The sequence below is a fragment of the Tichowtungia aerotolerans genome (assembly GCF_009905215.1).
In the GTDB taxonomy this organism is placed as follows: Bacteria; Verrucomicrobiota; Kiritimatiellia; order Kiritimatiellales; family Tichowtungiaceae; genus Tichowtungia; species Tichowtungia aerotolerans.
The window spans coordinates 1,178,470-1,198,175 of the sequence record NZ_CP047593.1; the positions used below are offsets into that span (position 1 = coordinate 1,178,470).

Consider the following 19,706-nt stretch of genomic DNA (forward strand, 5'->3'; position numbering starts at 1 on the left):
TCGAAGACCTATTTCCTTTTATTCCACTCCGCCGGATAGCTTCCGCCGTTTTCCAAACATTGGAAAAGCGGATCTTCACTGCGCTTCATTTCTTCGTCTAAAAGCTGTTTCATTTTTTTAAGGACACTCCGGTATTCCGGATCATCGGCCAGATTCTCGAAGCTGTAAGGATCCTCGCGGCGGTCAAAAAGCTCTTCCCGTCGTCGCAGCAGAATGGTATCGACGCGTTTTTTCATTTCCGGATCGGTAAGCGCCGCTTTCTGCATAGCGGCAAAAGTGAGGCCCGACTGATTTTCAGTCGGCTGTCCACTGCCCTGCAGCCGCTTTTTCACGCCATCGGACCAAGGATTGAAAATAAAGCTCCAGTCTTTGGTATGCACCGCACGCATTGGAAACACCTGTGTGCCGCGATAGATATAGTTATAAGAAACAAACACCATGTCGCGGTTTCCCTGCGTTCCGCCCTTGAGGATGGAAAGCATGGAACGGCCATCCAGAGTTCCAGGGAGCGGAAAACCCAGCGCCTCCAAAATGGTCGGCATAAGATCGACGGTTGAAACCATATGCGCCGAATCAACCGACCCCGGCGAAATCCGGCCTGGCCAGCGAATCATCAGCGGCGTGGCTGCGGAATGGGCATATACATTCTGCTTGGCAGTCGGCATGGCGGCGTCGTGGTCGCTGAAAAAGACAAACAGTGTGTTTTCGGTCAATCCTTCTTCATCCAGCAAATCCATAATCCGGCCCAGCGTATCATCGGCGCGCTTGACGCAGGTCAGATACTGCACGGTCTCTTTGCGGATATCCGGGAGATCGGGAAGATAAGGCAGCAACGGGACGTCCGCTTCCGAACAGACCGGTTCCATTACCGGGAAGTCGGGAGCCGTCGGATATTTTTTCCGAACATTGGAAACAAACTCCTTTTCCTGTTCGCTGCCGGCAAAGGGACGATGAGGATCAGAGGTGTTCACCCCAAGATAAAACGGCTTGCCGACCGCACGGGCTTCCTGAATCGCTTTTTTCGCTTCGTCGTAAAAACCGTCCGGCTTGCGGGTGTACCATCCGTCCCCGCCGAGACCGTTCACCCATTTGTCCCACGGGAATGCTTTGTAGTCGCGCCCTTTTCCAATGGATATGGTGTAGTAGCCGTTTTCCATCAGGATGCCGGACAGCGACGGGCAGACTCCTTTTTCCACTTCGACAAACCCGAAAGAGCCGTTGCGATGCGGATGCAGACCGGTCATCATCGACTGGCGGCACGGCATGCAGATCGGCGTGCTGACATAGGCGTTTTGAAACCGTATGCCCTGCGAAGCCAGCCGGTCCATGTTCGGGGTCAGGTTCGGCAGCGGATTGCCGTAGCAGTTCACCGACGTGATGTCCATATCGTCGACCGTGAACATCACGATATTCGGCAGTTTTTCCGCCATTGCGGAAAAGCAGACAGTGGACAACGCCCATAAACATTTTTTAAGCATCAGCACCACTCCTGAAGCCAATGGACGGCTTTGATTTTTCCGGGATCGATCGGTGCAGAACCTTTCAGACGAACCGTGCGGGTTTCACCGGCACGCATGTCAAAAAAGCTGTCGGAGAGATAAACCGGAGAACCGTCCGCACAACCTTCGTTCAAGCCCTCCAGATGAACAAAGCGGGCAAACTTTTCGGCCTCGATCGTCACTTCGATTTCGTCCTTCTTCAAGGTTTGGAAACCGGTGATCTCGAGATCGGGTTCCGGCCACGGCACCTCTTTCCAGAAGTTCGGGAAGAAGGTATCGCTGCGTTTCTCGTCGCCGCACGCCAATTCGGCAAACAGGAAGCTGTCGGACGCGCCGCTGAACTCCTTCGTTTCGATTTCCGCCAGCACGATCGACGTGTTAGCCGGAATGGAAACATCCAGTTCACGCGCCCATTTCTGTTCGCCGGCGACGGTTTCCTCGCCGAAGAAAATCTGCCCTGAAAATGCACGCAGTGTGTCGTTGCAGGCGACGAGCTGCCAGCCGTTTTCGTCAGGTCGCACTTTCCACCCGATCTGCAGCGGGCGCGCCGCGCGCTTCGCGGCGTAATACGATGCTTTCGGCAGGCCGTACCAGTCGACAACCGACCAGCTGCCGGTCGGCCACGGATCGGAATACATCCAGAACATAGAGCCGCTGTTGACAGGCCGCTTGGTGCGATAGCCGAACATTTCGTCCCACATGGCCTCGGCGTGCATGGACATTCCGTATTTGATGAATTCCGCGTGGTCTTTGGGCTCGCCGAAAAAGGCCTGACAAAGCGCGAGCTGTTTTTCGGCAAAGCTGCGGGTGTCGTGATGATCGTATGGATTGTGCGTGATGCGATAGTTCCAAAGATCATCAATTGGCCAGTAATGTTCCGGCGGCATAAATTTTTCAAAACTCTGCCGGCGGGACGGTCCCTGGATGGCAAACTCGGAGTTAAACGAGGTATCGATGTGGTTGACGCAGTTGCGGTAGTCAAGGAACCCCTTCGAGCCCGGAGCAAAAGTCTCGCCGAGCGCGCTGAGATGGGCGTCTCCAGACTTCGGATGATTGCCGCTGTCCACATACGCGTACGGCGAGCCGCGACGGTATGGACGAAACGGATCGAGCGTCTGCACAATTCCCGGAATCATTTCGTCGAAGAGCGAATCGCCGTAATTCACCATCTTCCGATAGAAATCGCCGGATTTTTCATTGCCGCCTACCCAGTAGACCACAGAGGTGTGTGTGCGCAGGCGCTTCACCTGAACTTCAATTTCTGCGCGCACGTTTTCGACAAACCAGTCGTGATTATCCGGCACATCGCCGCAGGCAAACATGAAATCCTGCCAGACCATCAAACCGAGTTCGTCACAGAGGTCATAGAACCGATCCTTTTCATAAATCCCGCCGCCCCACACACGCAGCATGTTGAAGTTTGCCTCTTTGGCCAACGTCAGCATGTGATCGTATTTTTCATTGGGGATGGCGCCGGTGAAGCTGTCGAGCGGAACCCAGTTGGCTCCTTTACAGAAGCAGTGCTGGCCGTTGACAATAAACGCGAAACCCATTTTGTCGGGACCGAGCGGTTTTTCTTCAAGCTGCACTTCGCGGATTCCAAACCGGCCGCATTTTGTATCGATTACCGAACCCTCTTTGAGAAGACTGAGCTCATAGCTGTACAGCGGCTGTCCGCCCATACCGTTCGGCCACCAAAGCTGCGGGCTTTCAATAAAGAGGTTTCGGAAGTTTTTGATACCGGATGCAGCCCAGACTTCGTCCGCCGCCATGGAACCGTCCGGAGCCGTCACGGTCAGCCTAAGTTCCAGGCCATCGGTGCCAACCTCCTGCACAGATCCGTCGAGTGAAACGAAAAAGGAAACCAGTCCGTCGCAGGTTGTGTGAATATTCAGCCCGTCAAGACAGACCTGATCGTAGGTTTCCAGCAGCACGGAATCCCAGATTCCGGTACCGGGGCAGTCCGGTGCCCAGTCCCAACCGAAATGACACTGCGCCTTGCGCATAAAAATGCGATGATCATTAAAACAGGCAAAATAGGGGTCGGCATCGTGCTGCTTCATCACAATCGAAATCGGCTCGATACAGACGGCCAGCTCGTTGGGTTCACCGAGCCTCAGTTTTTCCGAAACATCAAAGCGGTATTCACGGAACATGTTTTCGGTCCGGCCGATCTGTTCACCGTTCAGATAGATGTTGGCGACCGTATCGATGCCTTTAAAGACCAGTTCCGTCCGAGAGTCCAGCTCCTCAACCGAAAACTCGCGGCGAAACCACCACGCCTGCTCGGTGACCCATCTGTTTTTTCGGATATTGTCGGCAAAATACATTTCGTCGAGCCTGCCTGCCGCCATCAGGTCGACATGAACATCTCCCGGCACCGTTGCAGGAACCCACTCCCCGATTTCATTCACCGATTCTCCATAAGCGGCACCCTGCAGCGCCCATTTCCCGTCTAAACTGATTCGCTTCATTTCTTCATCCTAGCGTTTGCTCACTTCTTTAAATCGTGCCGCCAGCTCGGCGGCCTTTTCGGGGTAGTCCCGAATTACATTTTTTGACTGACCCGGGTCGTTCCGCAGATTGTAGAGCTGCGCCCCCGGAGCATCCTCTTTGAGCGTTCCATCCACATTGTAGTCCGAGTTTGTCTGTCCCAGATCGGCGAGCTGAATGGCCCAGGTTGCGGACTCCAGCGTTGTAATCCCGCAGGAACCCTGCTGCGGAATGTAGACCCAGTCACCGGAGCGCAGTGCCGTACCCGTAATACCGATCATGTAAAGTTCATTGCGAATGGCCCGATCGGTTTTTCCAGTAATCAGGTCGAGCTGATTCAATGCGTCGGGCGATGCACCGGCCGGCGGCATAATTCCGGCAGCCGCCCAAACGGTTTTGGAAATATCCATTAGCGAAATGAGCGGCTCGAGAGTTTTTCCTGCCGGGACCTTTCCGGGCCAGCGAACGATGAACGGAACGCGAACGCCGCCTTCCCACGCATCGGTTTTCTGCCCCAGAAAATCGAGGTTGGAATTCTGGCCCTTTGCCAGATATTCCTTGTGGAAAATTGCACCGTTGTCGCTGGTGAAAATAATCAGCGTATTATCCGCCTGTCCGAGTTGTTCCAAGGTTTGGAAAACCTGCCCGACACACCAGTCCATCTGCTCTACAAAATCGCCGTACCAGCCGAGCTCCGTGCGACCTTTAAAATCTTTGGACGGGGCTACCGGCACATGCGGAGCCACCAGCGCTAAATTAATGAAGAACGGTTTTTTGCCCGCCGTGCCTTTAATGAACTCTATCGCCTTTTCGGTGACGATCAGATCAATCTGGTCGACCGGCCGCGCTTCGTGGGCGGCTTTGGCTCCTTTACTGGCGCCCCAGCCCCATGGGCCGCGCTCCACGTCTTTCGGAATGCAGATCAGCGGATCGTCCGGATCGAGGCCGACGACATGACGGTCTTTAACAAACACAAAGGGCGGTTCGTTATGAGTGAAAGGAGTGCCGAAATAGGTGTCGAAACCCATCTCGAGAACTCCGCGCGGCAATTCCCTGTTCCAGTCGAGGTCCTGACGATGTTTCCGATCCTTGGAAGGTTCGCCCCAGCCGGTATGCACTTTGCCGAAGTAGCCGGTGGCATATCCGTTGTCGCGGAAAACAGAAGCGATCGTCGGGCGGTCCGCTTCGATAAGCGCCTCGCCGTTCCAGTTGCGCGGATAGCGGTGGTAGTAGCGGCCGGAGAGAATCGAGTAACGGGACGGCGTGCAAACCGCAGCTGTTGAATGCGCATCCATTGCGCGAATGCCTTCTGCCGCCAACCGGTCAATGTTCGGAGTTTTAATCCATTTGGATCCGTAGCAGCCGACATCGCCGAGGCCCAAATCATCCGCAATAATCAACAGGACATTCGGCCGCCCGGCATCCGCCTGCACACAGGCGGCCGCAGCGGCGGCCAGCAGAAGTGCGTTCCATTTATTCTTCATATGAAATCCCCCTGTTCAATTCTTTCTGAAGTTCGTGAATTCGTTTTTCTGAAAGCGGATAAAAGCAAACGAGCAATGCAGCCAAACCGACAAAGCCCATCGGGACAAACATGTAGAGCAGACGCATGGTGGTAATGACCGATTCGGGCTGCACCTCGATCTCGGCGTTGTAGCCGGACCAGTTGAGCATGTAGCCGCTCAGAACCATGGTGAGCGCTATGCCGGCTTTGCAGGCCCAGCTGTAGGAAGCACCGAACATCCCTTCGCGACGGCGGCCGGTTTTCTTTTCGTCAAGGTCACAGATGTCGGCCAGCATGGAAGAGGCAATAGTCCACATACAGGAAAGCCCGGGCGCGGCAAGCGCGAGCGTGATCAACTGAAGGTACGGGTTTTCCGGCGTGTAAAACCACCAGCTGGTTCCATAGGCAACGACCACCATCAGCAGGCCGCCGATCAGTGTTGGTTTTTTGCCAATGCGCGTGGCGACAGCCGCGATCAGCGGAACCAGCGCCAATCCGGCGCCCTGAAACGCGAAGTTGGCAACCATGTTGAGTTTGGCCACGCCCTCTTTATCACCGCCGAAGACATAACAGGTGTTGATGTAGAGTGAAAAACTGTTGACCATGAAAATGCCCAGCATGACGCAGACAGTCACGGCGATCAGCAGCAGAAAAACCCGGTTCGAAAACGTTGCGCGAATGGCAGGCCAGAAAGCGATTTTCGGCTGCGCCTGCACCTGAAGTTTTTCGCGGCAGAACAATGCAGGGAAAAGTGCACAGGCAACGATGAGCCCGCCGAAGACCCAACCGACAATCCGCACGCCGACCACGTCGTTTCCCCCGCCCCATTTCTGCGAGAGATACCACATGGCACCGAGACCGAGGCCGCCGACGGCCTGGAACACCGTACGGTAGGCCTGCACCCGCGTACGCTCGTTGTAGTCCGAAGTCAGTTCCAGCCCCAGTGCGCTCCACGGCACGGCAAAGATCGTGTAGGCGGTGTAGTACAGAAAGGTCATGACCATGAAGAACCAGCCGATTCCCGTGACAGAAAGAAAGGTCGGCGGACTCCAGATCAGCCCGAACATCAGGAAGCAAAGCAGCGCTCCGATGATGATGAACGGACGGCGGCGTCCCAGACGCGAGTGGAAGTTGTCGGAAATGTTGCCCATCAGCGGATCGGAAACGGCATCCCAAACGCGCGGCAGGCCGAGCGCCCAGCCGAGCAGGCGCGGGTCAACGCCGAGACCCATGTTGTAAATCGGAAATGCCAGGTAGTTCAACGCGTTGGTCATGTAGACATCGGCAATCGAGCCCATGGCCCAGGCGGATTTTCTGCTGCGTGAAAGTTTTGTTTCCATATGATTCATTTCAGTTCGGTCAGCTGACCGGCCAGGTTTTCGGGACGTTTCGTTTCCGAATCAGTTCCGCATTGGTTTTCATAAAGTTCAATCCGACCGAATGGGGAACGGGACGCAGTGGAAGAATACGTTCCTCTTCCCGGTCCATTGCATTGCGCAGTTTTGCCAGCAGTTCCTGCGCAAAGCGATCGTATGCCATGTTGTGCTGTTCGCCGGGATCAGCTTGAAGGTCAAACAGCTGCTCCACGCCGACAGGATGCGTTTTGCGGGACGGCGGCAGACCTGTAACGTCTCCTTCCTCTTCGTAGCCCCGGATATATTTAAACCGTCCGTCGCTGATCATGTGCGCATACGCACTGCATTCCGCATATACATATTCGCGCCAGGACGACGGATCGGTTCCGTCCACTAACGGCCGCAGGCTGCGGCCGTGAGGCAGAGCGGAGGCATCAACACCGGCGTAGTCACAAATCGTCCGGCCGAAATCGATGCCCGACACCAAATGCTTCGTGTCCTGAACGTTTTTACGAACCGACAGCACGTCACCAAGTGTCGCCACAACGAAAGGAACTTTGACAACTTCTTCGTAGAACGTTGATTTTCCAATTCCCCAATGGCGCGCCATTCCTTCGCCATGGTCGGAGGAAAACACAATCAGGGTGTTTTCCCTCCATGCCGAGTGATCGAGCTCGTTGAGCAGCAGCTCGATTTCATGATCCACCATTTCGATCAGACGATGATAGTTGTAGCGATGTATCCGCCACAGGTCGTCGCTCCAGTCAGAAAACTTCGGGACATCGATTCGACCGCGATGCGTCACAACCTGGATGGACAGCTCGCGCCGGTCGTATTCATGGGCCTCCGGCAGCGGCGGAATCTCATCGTCTGAGAGAATCTTTTCCTGCACATAGCGTGGCACCCGCTTCCCATTCGTTTTCTCTGCCCGTTCATATTCACTGGACGGCGTAATGCAGATGTCGTGAGGGTTGAGATATCCGACCGAGAGAAAAAACGGTTGGCGGTCGTTGTAGTTGCGCAGGAATGCGCGGGCGCTGCGCGTAACTGCCTGGTCGGTCAGCTCACCCCACCAGCTTCCTTCATGCAGCACATGAAAGAGCTGCCGCACGGCCTTGCCGGGAACATGCCATTTGCCAACGTAATAGGTGTTGTAGCCGCCCTGCTGCAGAAGCGGAGAAAGGTCCGGCGTGTCGCTGTGACACGGCGTATTGTTTATAATGACTCCGTTTTCGGAAGAATACATTCCGCTCCACCAGGCCGTGCGCGCCGGACAGCAGACCGGATCGGTTGAGAAGGACTGCATGAAGGAAGTCCCGTTGCGTACAATGCGATCGACTCCCGGCGTATGGACATATTCCGCGCCGTAGGCCCCGATAGAATCCAGCAGGCTCATCTGGTCCACATGAATGAAAATGATGTTCGGCACTCCGGCCCGTGCCTGCCCGCGGGCGTTGGACGGATAGAACAGCGATCCTGCGCCGAGCGCAGCGGACCCCGTCCCAAGAAAAGAGCGGCGGCTCATTTCAAACTGTTGCTTATCAGACATTACAACGCCTCCCTTTCCAGCCTCGGCTGCGGGTTGTAGACCAGCGCGGACAGCGCATAGCGGGCAATCAGCACACGCCCGGAATCATCGCTCCAGTAAAAGACCGGTGTAATTCCGGGGCCTTTCTGAACATAGCCATGCAACGTAATTTCGCGCCCGCCGAAAGATGCCTGGAATGTTTCCAGGAAACGGATGCTGTGTCCGTCAGCAAAGGATTCCATTTGAGGAAAATAGCCAAAGGTAAATTCCTTATCCTTCGGGAATGACTGTATCGCGGCAATCAGTGCCCAGTTACTGACAACCGGCAACCCGGAGACCGTTTCCCGGTATGTGTACCAGTTCCCGGCCGCGTCCTTTTTTTCAATCCGCCCGTCGCGCAACCGACCGGTTTCGTTCATTTCGGCATAGGGGCGCGTCAGTGGATCGAGCTGGTTCCTAAGACAAAGGTGAAGCGTCCATTCCCGGTCCGGGTCCAAGGAGCAAAGCGCATCGCGACGACACTCGGTTTCGACCAGGAGATGCTGCCGCTCCCGCTTATAATTCTGCTCCAACTGCCGGATTCCGCTAACGGCAAGCCGGACTCGGTCTTTTTCCACTCCGACCTTCATCCGCAGACTGCCGTAGTAAACCTGATCATCTTTCGTGAAATTCTGCTGTCCCGTATAGACTACGTCGAAAGACGTCTCCCAGTCGGAAGAAGGAGCAAACGTTTCCTGAGGAAGCGTGCTGTTCACAGAAGAAAATCCTTCCTGAAAAACCTTCCCGCTCAGAATCGAACTGTCGCCGAATGACCAGTGAAATTTATTTTTCATTGCCCCCTCCGGACAGGACCATTATCGCGAATCTCATAAATCCTTTCGGCTTCCGGCATAAAGGCCGCTGCGGCAAGGCATCCGCTGCCGCGACGCAGAAAACCAGAATCAGACTGGATCCAATACCTCTCACGATCAGTCCTTTTCTTTCTGAAGCCGTTGATTTGCTTCCTGTAGAGCATCCAGCATCCAGGCGCGGTGGTTGTCTTCCATGATGTTCCACGGCGTCTGGTCTACATGCTCAAAATCAAAGTTCCAAAGTGCGGAAAGCGGCACCTTGTTTTCCACAAACAGATTCAGAATGAATTCAAACTGACGACGCTCTTGGTCTGGAGTTTTCTTTTTTCCGGACGGCCCGAATTCGCCGATCCAAAGCGGTTTGTCTGCACGACGCGATATTTCCATCATGAACGGCAGCTGCTGCTCCGGGCCGTATTCCATGAAGCCGCCGTCATGATTTTCTTCGTCCAGTGAGAAATAATAGAAATGGGCGGAGAGCGCATCCATGGCGGCGTTGTCCTGAAGAAAGATTTCCTCCCACTCCGCCTTTGTGTCGATTCCCCAAGCGCCGTCATGGAAATTATGATACGCAGTCGGGCGCGGCATGGTGTCGCCGGACAGAACCGGACGGTGCAGATCGATTGCATGAACCGTATCGGCAAATGCCTGATAGGCGACATAAATATTCTTCCGGAACATTTTATCACGCGCCGTGCGCTCAGAGGGAGTTCCAAAGTCCGGAACAATCCATCCGCGCCCGAGTTCCGGCGGCGGAAGGTCGGCCTCGTGAATGAATTCGTTGCCGAATTCCCACGCCCAGATCGCCGGGGAGTCCTTGTAGCGCGAAACCACTTCGGTGGTATATTGCCGCATAAAAGCGATAGTCTGACTATCGAGGTTTCCCCATTGATCAATCGGCTCTCCGACGAGATCCGGCACCGTTGGGAAAAACCAGAACAGCGACGGAATCAACCCGATTCCGGCAGCCTCGGCATCGGCCACCAGCCGGTCGAATGCCTCGAAATAAGCCGTGCGGTTTTCCTGATAGCTTTTCCACTCGTTTGGAAAAAATCCGCCGACGGCAAAACGCACAAAGGCAATGTCATGCTCGCGCAGCGTTGCGAAGCCCTGCCGGTATGAATCATCATTCAGATTCGGCGTTCCGCCCTCCAGACCGAGTTTCCGAATGAATGCCGTAAAGTAATTGACCCCGATTCCGTGGAAGGGTTTCCCGTCTTTCAGGAACTCGCCGTCTTTCACGGTCAGGCCCGGTGGAGTTGAAGCACATCCCGCACATACAGTAAGCATCAGCACAAAAAACCATCTTTTCATTTCCATTCTCCAACTGCATACCGGTCGTTCAGTTTCCGGACTGCCTCGAGCATATAGACCCGTTCATGGTCGGGCAAGATGTCCCAATCCGGCTGGTAGCGGCCAGAAGGAATGAAATTCCAAATGGCGGACAGAGAAATACAGTTGTCTTCGACCGCCTGCATCATGCGGAAGAAAATTTCACGCGAATAGTCGTCGGATCCCGGCATACCAAGCTCACCGCACCAGACCACGCGGTTGTTTCTGCGACATTCCTGAACCGCGGCAGCAACCACCTCACCAAGCGGCGGTTTCTCGCCTTTGAAATATGACCCATCGGCCTCTTCATACAGATGAAATGAAGCCACCTCGAAGCAGTCGGGCGTATCTGAGGCAAACTGCTCCAGCCACTGGGCGCGGGAATCATGCCCCCAGCAATCCTGATTGCTATTGTGCCACGCAGCAGACCGGGCGATGGAATCACCGGTTACGATAATGCGCTCCGGATCGATCGATCGCACGGTCCGATAAAAATCTTCATAAAGATCGAGCAGCATCGGGCGCGTCAGCTTGTCCGCCGCAGTACGCGGCGTCTTTGTTCCCTTTTTCGGAGGTGGCAGATGATCCAGCTTCGGCAGGTCGGCAAAGAGCATGTATTCATTGCCGAATTCCCATCCGAAAACCGCCGGGGAATCCTTGTAACGCGTCACGATGTCTGTGGCATATCGACGAATAAACCCACGCGACCGACTGTCGGCATCGCCCAATGCACTGAGCGGTTCATTCATGTAATCCGGAACAGCCACAACCGACCAGAACAGCGATGGAATCAGTCCCAGCTCCCGCTTTTCCGCTTCGTGAACAATCAAATCCAGCCGGGCAAAATAATCGGAGGGACTCTGATCATAGAGCTTCCAGCCCTGATCATGAAACGGTCCGGCCATAAAACGGATAAAAGGGACCCGGTACTTTTTACGAAGAATCACAAATCCTTTTTCGTAGTCACGATTCTTTGGATTGCTAAGCAATTGACTGAAACAATTGTGATAGTTGACACCCATTGCACGATACGGCGTTCCGTTCCGCATCAGCTGTCCTCCAGATACAGTCAACCCGGCAGACCAGCCAACAGACAAGCCGCAGCAACACAGAAACGGAATAAGGCATATTTTCTTCATCAGACTCCGGAATTCATGATTGGGTTATATATTGCATCTTGTTGCACTAATGTCAACCAGAAAGCTGTCCAAAAGGATTTGAAGCGTAATCAATCGAATCCTGTCACAAGTTTTCGATTGACGCCGAATGCAACTTGTTGCATCTATTTAGTCTATCAATATGAAAAAGCCAACCATCTATACACTTGCACAGGAATTGGGAACCAGCCCGTCTACCGTCAGCCGGGCACTGAACAATTCCCCGAAAATCAGTGAATCCCGCCGCCGGGCAATCAAGGAGCTCGCCAGCCGGCGCGGATTCAAACTGCGCGATTTTTCGCCGAGATTAACCAACCTCTGCGTTCTGATCTGCACCGGAACAAACGATGAAACCATTTTCTCGGATTACACCGATCAGGTCATCAACGGCGTTAACCGCTACTGTAACGAACAGGATCTGGAACTCTCGATCTACAGCTCGCCGCGCGAAAAGCTGAACAGCATTGATGTGGTCAAAGAACTGTTCCGTCGCAACGTGGACGGGGTTATCATCCTGAACGCCAACAGCAAATGCAATTTTATCGAACAGATTGAAAAAGAAAAACTTCCCTGCTGCTGTCTGCTTTCAGGCAATCCGCAAATACCGAACAACATTCTGAGCGTCAATAACCAGACCCCCGCCCGCAAAGCGGTTGAATACCTGATTCAGCTCGGACACCGCCACATCGGATTTCTTTACAGCGCACCGAACAATCAGGCACAGCTTGACCGACTGGAGGGATACAAATCCGCACTGCAGGCAGCCGGTATTCCCCTGAAAGAAGAGTACATTCCGGAAATGCCGACATCCCCGGAAACCACCGGAATTGAATACGGCTTCCAGGCGGCGACCCGCCTGACTGAGGAGTCTCCTGAAATCACCGCGCTCTTTGCTGCCAGCACCGACCTTGCTGCCGGAGCGCGGTCCGCGTTCTACCGCAAGGGGCTCTCCGTTCCCGAAGACATTTCACTGATCGGCTGCGACGACAACCCGCATGCTGAATATTTCTGCCCTCCGCTGACCGTGGTGGACATCCCAAACATCCGCCTCGGCCAAAGCGCCGCCACATGGCTGCACCGCAAGATCGAAGGCGACAGCTCCGCCAAACCGCCGCAGGAACCATGGATGGAGGGCCGGCTGATCATCCGCGAAACAACTGCCCCGCCGCATTCCGAGTAAGCATCATTTTCCGTCCGGACCCGACCCCAGATACACGTCATATTCCGGACGGTCAAACACATCGCTGAAATGCGGATGAGCCGAACCTCTCCGCCAAGGCCACTGCATCAGAAACTCGTACTGAAGATTGAACTGATCAGCAACCTGCTGAAGCTCCTCCAAAACCTGGAGATCATTCCAGTAGGTTTCGAGCACGATGATTTTCGGGCTCCGGATTTCCGCTTCATAAAACTCTGAAATCATCCGGGGCATCCATTGCGGAATATGATTATACAAATCCAGCGCGTAACACTCCGGGCGCACACCGACCTCGTCGCACACATCGATCCAGCGCGCAACCCGACCGGGATGCGCCGCAATGGAAAAGCCGAACGTATCTTCCGTTCCGAACCGGCGCGCATATTCCGCCCACAGCTTTTTTGTATATTCAGTGACACGACCCGACTCGATTCCGCCAAGCTCCGCACCCAGATCAAACCGCAGCCTCATTCCGGAACCGTCCAGCGCCTCGCGAACCAGCGCCCGAACAAAGACAATGAAGTTCAGATTTTCCTGATACAGCTCTTCATCCCAATCCTTCCATTCCTGTGACCACGCAGACCCCTGCTGCGCAAACCGGAAAATCAGCTCGTTGAACCCGCTCTCCTGAACCAGAGCAAGAAGCTCTTTCAAATTCTGCTCGTGCTGCGGCAGAAGAACACCGCCGTTGGAAGCCAGTACATGCCCGAAAACTCCGCCCGCCGCCAGCTGCTCCGGTGTCAGGTGATCATGCCACATCATAATGGAAATCTTGCGCTGGCCGGAGTCAGCCATCGCTTTCAGCTGCGCTGAAATGTCTTCTTTTTCCTGCAGATGAAATGTCCCCACAACCGGCCGCAGCACGCCGGGCCGGAACCAGCCCTGACCGCCCTTCAGATACTCATCGGCCACATCATACATTACATAGTTGGATCCGCCGATCTCCCTGAAACACCGGCCTGGCCGATCTTCCGCAAATCCTGTAACAACCGCATACATCAGAAGCCCCGCCGTCCATCCAAATCTGTTTTTGAAAATACAGCTCATCCCATTGTTTTCCATATTGATTCGACGCATCGATCAATCGATAAAATGAAGTGATCACTTCAATACTGCAAACAAAACCGCAGAAACCGGAATAATAAATTCCAAGGTTTGGAAACCGGAAGCCCCGTATTCCGGTTGTTTTTCCAATGTTTGGAAAAGTTGAGAACATTCGAGGCGCGGCACCCATGAGATTTTCAATCCATGCCAAAACCAACCCTGACGCACCGAATGGAACATTGGGCATATTCTCCAACGAATGGATCTCCGCCGAGATAACAGGGAAACGCCTCGCTCACCGAATCCAGGCAACGGGCACTGCCCGCTTTGTCCCCGTTAACATAAAGCGTAAAATCCAATCCGGTTTTGATCAGCTCCACAGAGACCCATTCTTCCCGGGGAAACACAAAGGGAAGCCGCATAAGCTGCCTTCCCTTATCATAAATCTGGATTCCACGTTCCGGCGTAATCTTCATGAACGAAGTGGCCTCTTCAGCCGTCCGCCGATTCCCCATCAGAATTGAACCGGGAGCTGATTCGCGGCTGATGTTTACCTCCATTTTCCAAACCATGGAATTTTCCGGCGTTATCGGCAGGATATCCGTCAGCCGGGCATATTGAGTGCCCTCGAAAACATAAACTCCATCAACCGCCACGATCTCCCCCGGAGGTTTAATGCCGGCATCTTGGCCAAACTGCTTCATTGTTTTTTCCCATTCCGCCTGCATCGCGGCGGCACGTTCGGGATACAAACGGATCAGATTATCTGTTTCACTGCGGTCAGCCCCAAGATTGTAAAGCTCCCACGGCCTGCCAGCTTCAGCAACCAGCTTCCAGTCGCCGGAACGCAATGCACGGTTTCCCTGATGATACCACCAAATATTTCCACTGCGCTTTTCCCGGTCGGTTGCAAAAACGGGGACAAGGCTCTGCCCAAGAAAGGATGGCGCTTCTGCGGAAGGTGCCGACGAGCTGCCGGCCAATTGGAGAAACGTCGGAACAATATCGACAAAATGGCAGGGGAAACGACGCAAAGTACCCTTGTCGCTGATTCCGTTCGGCCAGTGTGCAATCAACGGACTGGACACGCCGCCTTCATGGGTCCACATTTTATAGAGCCGAAACGGAGTGTTCGCAACCGAGGCCCAACCCGGCCCCAGCCCCAGATAACTGGAAGCGGAACCGACCGGAGCGGATGAATCGTGTCCGTCTCCGCGAATCAGCTGCTCTGAACTTGCACCATTGTCCGACGCAAACAGAATCAGCGTGTTCTCATAGCAGCCCATCTCCTTGAGCTGCTGAATAATGCGCCCGATCTCCTGATCCATTCGATCAACCATCGCGGCATGAACTTCCATCTTCTGCGCCTGGAACTTTTTCTGCTCATCGGTGAGGTCATCCCATGCAACAGCACGGTTGATCTCCTGCGGCCCGATCATCTCCCGAAGCTTTTCGGCAGACAGACTGCCGGGTGGACAGCGCAGCTCCGGATCTCTCGGAGACAACCCGCCCTGCACGATGCCCAGCTTCTTTATCCGCTCGTAACGTTCCGCCCGAACCTCATCCCAACCATCGTCATACTTCCCTTTATAGCGGGCAATATCCTCCGGCAGCGCATGGAGGGGAAAATGCGGAGCAGTAAATGCAACATACTCAAAAAACGGTCGATCGGGACTGCGTTCCGCATGTTCCTTCAGATGCCCAATGGCATGATCTGCAATGGCGGTCGTGACATAAAACCCGGAACCGCGTTCGACCGGCGGAAGATGATGTCCGTTCTCCTCGTGTACCTTCGGTGAAAAATAGCGGTCATGATCATCCAGCAAATATGTATGTTCAAATCCTTCTTCCAAAGGCGACCCGTCAATGTGCCATTTGCCGGAGAAACAGGATCTGTAACCGGCCGTCTCCAGATAGCGGGGAAGAAGTTCTGCCCATTCCGGGCGATCTGTCCGCTTTGATCCCGGCAACGGCAATAAGTCGCGGCAGATCTGATTGGGATAATAACCGGATAGAATACTTGCGCGGGACGGCCAGCAGCGGGCGCAGGAATACGCCTGCGTAAACCGCAATCCGTTCGCCGCCAGCGAATCCAGATTCGGCGTCCGGATTTCTCCGCCGTAACAGCCCAGATCGGAAAAACCCAAATCATCTGCCAGAATTAAAACAATATTGGGTTTCGGTTCCGTCTGCTCACCCAAAGCCAATAACGACCCGACGAGAAGCCCCGCCAGAAAACAACCTGCATATTTGCGTGTCATAAAATCACTTTCTTTATTCAGCCGCCTGAATGGTTACCGGACCGAATAATCCGGATTCAAGCAGCGGGTCGTCTTTGTTCCAGTGCTTGAACGTTGCAAAAGTTGTGCGACCGGAAGTGCGCGGACATTTTCCCGAAAACCAGTCAGGCCATTTCTTGAGCAGATGCCAAACTCCATCTGTATACTCGCAGTCGGCAGGCAGTTGTTCGTCACCAATCAGCCGGTTTACCCACAGGTTGACGATATCGATTTCCAGCCGATTGTCTTTTGCGCGAACAGCATCTTTTATATCGACCCGCCACGGCGCACACCAAACCGTCCCTAACGCCTTTCCGTTCAAACGGACCTCCGCCACATTTTTCACGCTCCCAAGATCCAGCCAGAGCGATTTAATTTTTCCAATGTTTGGAAAATCAAACGATTTGGAATAAGTCGCGGTGCCGGAAAAATACTTGAGTTCCAGTTCTGATCGTTTGCTCCAATCCTCCAGCGAATCAAAAACCACGGTCTTCGGCGGACTTCCCCGGAAATGGAACATCACGTTCCACGGCCCCTCCAAAGACTGAACCGTCTTGAGTGCCGGGAAATTACGTTCGCCCGAAACGAACTCCGCTTTGCCTTTGAAAATCACAAAAAATGCCTGCTTCGGTTCAAAACGAAGCGGAACAACGGTTCGTCCGTTTTCTTTTCGGAACACGGGGAGACTGCGGATTTCTCCGGTCAGAGGGTCCCAGATTTCCGGAATGCCATCCGTCCGAAAAACCGCGTCTGTGGCAAGTGACTGATCAGAAGAGTTCGCGATAAAATAGCAATCCGTTCCGTCAATCCGCTTATGAATATGACGAACCAGCGGGCCGGCGGACGTCTGAAAATCGGGAGATATGTCGAGTTCCGACAGGATCTGGCTCACCGGTTTTCCCCAACAGATCCGTCCCTTTCCATAACGACGTTCCTTCACCTGCTGTCCGTCGCAGTCTCCCCATATTTTGTCAGCCATCGCCCGAATTTTTTCGTCGGCAGACGGCTGGCCGGAAAGGCTCGGCGAACAAACCGGACGCGGCGCGACGACAACAGCTCCGTCCTCAACCAGCTCGCCGATTCGCTGAACCATCTCCGATGTCATTTCCATATCATCCGGCAAAACCAAAAGGCGGTAACGAATTCCCTCCGGAAGCACAAGGCATCCGTCATCAACGGACAGACGATTCAGAATCACATACGGATCGCACACGTCATAATCGTATCCGCGCGGCGGGGCCATCGCTCCGCCCGGCTCTATGCTCTTGCATGGAGAGTTTTCCCCGCAGGAATAAAGAATATCCGCAACAAAACGGCCCTTCTGCAAAAGATGCTGGCAGCGCGAAAGGTAGCGGGTAAATGCGGGCATTTGTTTCCACCATGTATTCGAACGCTCAAAATGCGTTCCATACACCGCGAGCGTCTGCCCGGGAACCAGATCTTCCCACGGCTGATGCACATAAACGTGCAGAACCATCCGGTTGACTCCCCCGCAGAAAATCGCATCGCAGTCGTCTTTCATGGCCCAAAAATCGTTGGACCAGCTTCCGCCGTTCGGACCGCTGGCCGTCATGGCCTCGCACTGGACAATCTGTTTCCCATAAACATGTGCAGGGCTGGCGCCCAGTTTCATCCAGTATGGACCCGCTGGACTCGGGCCATCCCAAACTTCGCACATGGGAATATCCGCCTTGCCGCCGGCGGTTACATTGTTGAACTGGTTCTGGTGATACGGCTCGCAAGTGAACTGCTTGCCGGCCACAGCACACAGTTGCTGCATATGTCCAAAATAATTGTCGTGCATCAAGCCGGTCACGGTATTGCGAAAATCCCAGAGAAAACGTTCACTCTCTTTCACACTGCCGATCACCCGGCCTGTCAGCACAGGCAGATACGAAGAGAGGTCATAGCCGCGCCGCTTCAGGAATTCATCAGGCATGCAAGCCGTCCAGTTCTGCTGGTGCCGCTCATAACTGTCCACATGAACAAAGCGAAACAAAGCGTTCATTTCAGGATCGTCGATCCAGGGCTGGATGGAGTTCTTCCAGTGAACATCCAGCGCCGCCGGGTTGAATTTGTCGCACTCCAGTCCGCCGCCTTCCCGGGATGCCGGCTCCACCCTTGAGCCGGTTGGCGTATATCCGAATCTCAAAACGGTCCAGTTGCCCTCGGGGACATCCCAGCGCAACCGTCCCTCGGCATCCATTTGACCGGTCAGATCAACAATCTGTTCACGCAGGATAATTTCATCGGGAGAGGCGTCCAATGACGGACTCGTGAATCCCGGCTTAACCGTACCGTACGGATCACTCATCGCCTTTCCGGTCCAGTCCGCAATACAATACCCTCGAGAAAAGTGAACTTCAGACAACACAACACTGCCCGAAAATTCAATCCGCCAGAATGGCGCCACGCGAACCGGAAAGACACGATTCAGCGGCGCAAAGCGTTCCGGCCGCGAAAAAGAAAACTCCTCCTGCCAGGTTATTCCGTCATTGGAAAAAAGCAACTTTCCCCCCGGGAGATCGCGTAACTCCCGTGGAACCATACTGACCGACCGCACCGGAACCGGACGATCATAACTGAACTGAAGACAAACCGGGCTTCCGCCTTCGGCATCAAACGATTTCCATGTAGACCGGTCGGAATCCAGCAACGCCCCGGCATCGATTTCAACATCGCCCAGAAGCACGGAAGGTTCAGGAAAACCGGCAAGTTCACATTCCGGAGTCGGGAAAGCAACCAGTGCAATATCCCGATAACAATCAAGCCTCGTTGACGGCTGCGGAAGTTGTCCATCAAACACCTGCCCGCCCGGCAGCTTCGTTTCGCTCCAGACAACTTCCTGCATCGCCAGTTCCGGCGTAATCCACGGACCGCCACTGGACGACCAGCCGGCCATCGAATTATTCAGGCTGATATCCAGTCCGAGTTCGTCGGCTCGGCGCATGGCAAACCGCATCAGTTCGCGCCATTCGGAAGTATAAAGCTTAACCGGCCCGGCGGGACCATGACCGCCGATATTGAATATCACAGCGCCGCCGATTCCGGCCTCGTGCATCGCGTCGAGATCCGCCGCCAGCCCTTCCTGACTGATATTGCCATTGATCCAATACCAGAAAACATACGGCCTCGCTGCATCGGGCGGACTGCTGAACTGCTTTTTCAGCAAATCGATCTCTCCGGCAGGCGTCAAACACGCTACGGAACAAACAACACTTATCACGAACAAAACAACTCTATGCATTTTATCAACTTCCGCTAATGTTCGATTCTCATTTGCCTGTCGTAACAAACAACCGCGTCATGAATCGAATGATGTTTATTATACATGCCTGACCGAAAAACCTTACCTGTATGAGTTTTCCCCAACAAGGTATTCCGACCCGACGAAAGACCCCGCAAAACAGTCCGACCAGATCTTTCTCCTGTTTCAGTGCAGGAGCCAAATGCAATTCGGCGGAAA

Annotated in this window: 12 protein-coding genes; 1 reads left to right on the forward strand and 11 read right to left on the reverse strand. The window is 54.2% G+C overall.

Going from position 1 to position 19,706, the window contains the following annotated elements:
* Window positions 1-8 precede the first annotated feature (8 nt).
* The 8 genes from GT409_RS05030 to GT409_RS05065 form a co-directional block, all read right to left on the reverse strand.
* Window positions 9-1,478: a sulfatase family protein gene (locus GT409_RS05030; protein ID WP_160627544.1), complete on the reverse strand. Its 1,470-nt coding sequence runs from the start codon at window positions 1,476-1,478 to the stop codon at window positions 9-11.
* Window positions 1,478-3,973: a beta-mannosidase gene (locus GT409_RS05035; RefSeq protein ID WP_160627546.1), complete on the reverse strand. Its 2,496-nt coding sequence runs from the start codon at window positions 3,971-3,973 to the stop codon at window positions 1,478-1,480. Before GT409_RS05035 ends, GT409_RS05030 begins: the two co-directional genes overlap by 1 nt.
* Before the next feature lie 9 nt (window positions 3,974-3,982).
* A complete protein-coding gene (locus GT409_RS05040; protein WP_160627548.1) occupies window positions 3,983-5,476 on the reverse strand; it encodes a sulfatase family protein in 1,494 nt (497 codons plus the stop codon).
* Entirely contained in the window at window positions 5,466-6,836 is a 1,371-nt protein-coding gene (locus GT409_RS05045; protein WP_160627550.1) for an MFS transporter, read from the reverse strand. Before GT409_RS05045 ends, GT409_RS05040 begins: the two co-directional genes overlap by 11 nt.
* A 19-nt stretch (window positions 6,837-6,855) precedes the next feature.
* The gene (locus tag GT409_RS05050; RefSeq protein WP_160627552.1) at window positions 6,856-8,400 is read right to left on the reverse strand and encodes a sulfatase family protein; all 1,545 of its coding nucleotides are present in this window, start codon (window positions 8,398-8,400) and stop codon (window positions 6,856-6,858) included.
* On the reverse strand, window positions 8,400-9,212 hold the full coding sequence (locus GT409_RS05055; RefSeq protein WP_160627554.1) for a hypothetical protein: 813 nt from the start codon (window positions 9,210-9,212) through the stop codon (window positions 8,400-8,402). Before GT409_RS05055 ends, GT409_RS05050 begins: the two co-directional genes overlap by 1 nt.
* 135 nt (window positions 9,213-9,347) lie before the next feature.
* A complete protein-coding gene (locus GT409_RS05060) occupies window positions 9,348-10,544 on the reverse strand; it encodes a cellulase family glycosylhydrolase (RefSeq protein ID WP_160627556.1) in 1,197 nt (398 codons plus the stop codon).
* A complete protein-coding gene (locus GT409_RS05065; RefSeq protein ID WP_160627557.1) occupies window positions 10,541-11,701 on the reverse strand; it encodes a cellulase family glycosylhydrolase in 1,161 nt (386 codons plus the stop codon). Before GT409_RS05065 ends, GT409_RS05060 begins: the two co-directional genes overlap by 4 nt.
* A 160-nt stretch (window positions 11,702-11,861) precedes the next feature.
* Between GT409_RS05065 and GT409_RS05070 the strand changes: the two genes are divergently transcribed.
* Window positions 11,862-12,899, forward strand: a complete 1,038-nt coding sequence (locus GT409_RS05070; RefSeq protein WP_160627559.1) for a LacI family DNA-binding transcriptional regulator — start codon at window positions 11,862-11,864, stop codon at window positions 12,897-12,899.
* 3 nt (window positions 12,900-12,902) lie between these two features.
* Here the strand turns inward: GT409_RS05070 and GT409_RS05075 are convergent, their stop codons facing one another.
* From GT409_RS05075 to GT409_RS05085, 3 genes are all read right to left on the reverse strand, one after another.
* A complete protein-coding gene (locus tag GT409_RS05075; RefSeq protein ID WP_160627561.1) occupies window positions 12,903-13,964 on the reverse strand; it encodes a hypothetical protein in 1,062 nt (353 codons plus the stop codon).
* Window positions 13,965-14,158: 194 nt separating this feature from the next.
* Window positions 14,159-16,222, reverse strand: a complete 2,064-nt coding sequence (locus GT409_RS05080) for an arylsulfatase (protein WP_160627563.1) — start codon at window positions 16,220-16,222, stop codon at window positions 14,159-14,161.
* Between the two features lie 13 nt (window positions 16,223-16,235).
* On the reverse strand, window positions 16,236-19,412 hold the full coding sequence (locus GT409_RS05085; protein ID WP_160627565.1) for a glycosyl hydrolase: 3,177 nt from the start codon (window positions 19,410-19,412) through the stop codon (window positions 16,236-16,238).
* Window positions 19,413-19,706: the final 294 nt, after the last annotated feature.

Excerpts from the sequence above, each read along its gene's own strand:
- GT409_RS05045 (WP_160627550.1), bottom strand. The coding sequence starts at position 6,836 with ATGGAAACAAAACTTTCACGCAGCAGAAAATCCGCCTGGGCCATGGGC.
- GT409_RS05035 (WP_160627546.1), bottom strand. The coding sequence starts at position 3,973 with ATGAAGCGAATCAGTTTAGACGGGAAATGGGCGCTGCAGGGTGCCGCT.
- GT409_RS05030 (WP_160627544.1), bottom strand. The coding sequence starts at position 1,478 with ATGCTTAAAAAATGTTTATGGGCGTTGTCCACTGTCTGCTTTTCCGCA.
- GT409_RS05050 (WP_160627552.1), bottom strand. The coding sequence starts at position 8,400 with ATGTCTGATAAGCAACAGTTTGAAATGAGCCGCCGCTCTTTTCTTGGG.
- GT409_RS05065 (WP_160627557.1), bottom strand. The coding sequence starts at position 11,701 with ATGAAGAAAATATGCCTTATTCCGTTTCTGTGTTGCTGCGGCTTGTCT.
- GT409_RS05070 (WP_160627559.1), top strand. The coding sequence starts at position 11,862 with ATGAAAAAGCCAACCATCTATACACTTGCACAGGAATTGGGAACCAGC.
- GT409_RS05080 (WP_160627563.1), bottom strand. The coding sequence starts at position 16,222 with ATGACACGCAAATATGCAGGTTGTTTTCTGGCGGGGCTTCTCGTCGGG.
- GT409_RS05055 (WP_160627554.1), bottom strand. The coding sequence starts at position 9,212 with ATGAAAAATAAATTTCACTGGTCATTCGGCGACAGTTCGATTCTGAGC.
- GT409_RS05075 (WP_160627561.1), bottom strand. The coding sequence starts at position 13,964 with ATGAGCTGTATTTTCAAAAACAGATTTGGATGGACGGCGGGGCTTCTG.
- GT409_RS05060 (WP_160627556.1), bottom strand. The coding sequence starts at position 10,544 with ATGAAAAGATGGTTTTTTGTGCTGATGCTTACTGTATGTGCGGGATGT.
- GT409_RS05040 (WP_160627548.1), bottom strand. The coding sequence starts at position 5,476 with ATGAAGAATAAATGGAACGCACTTCTGCTGGCCGCCGCTGCGGCCGCC.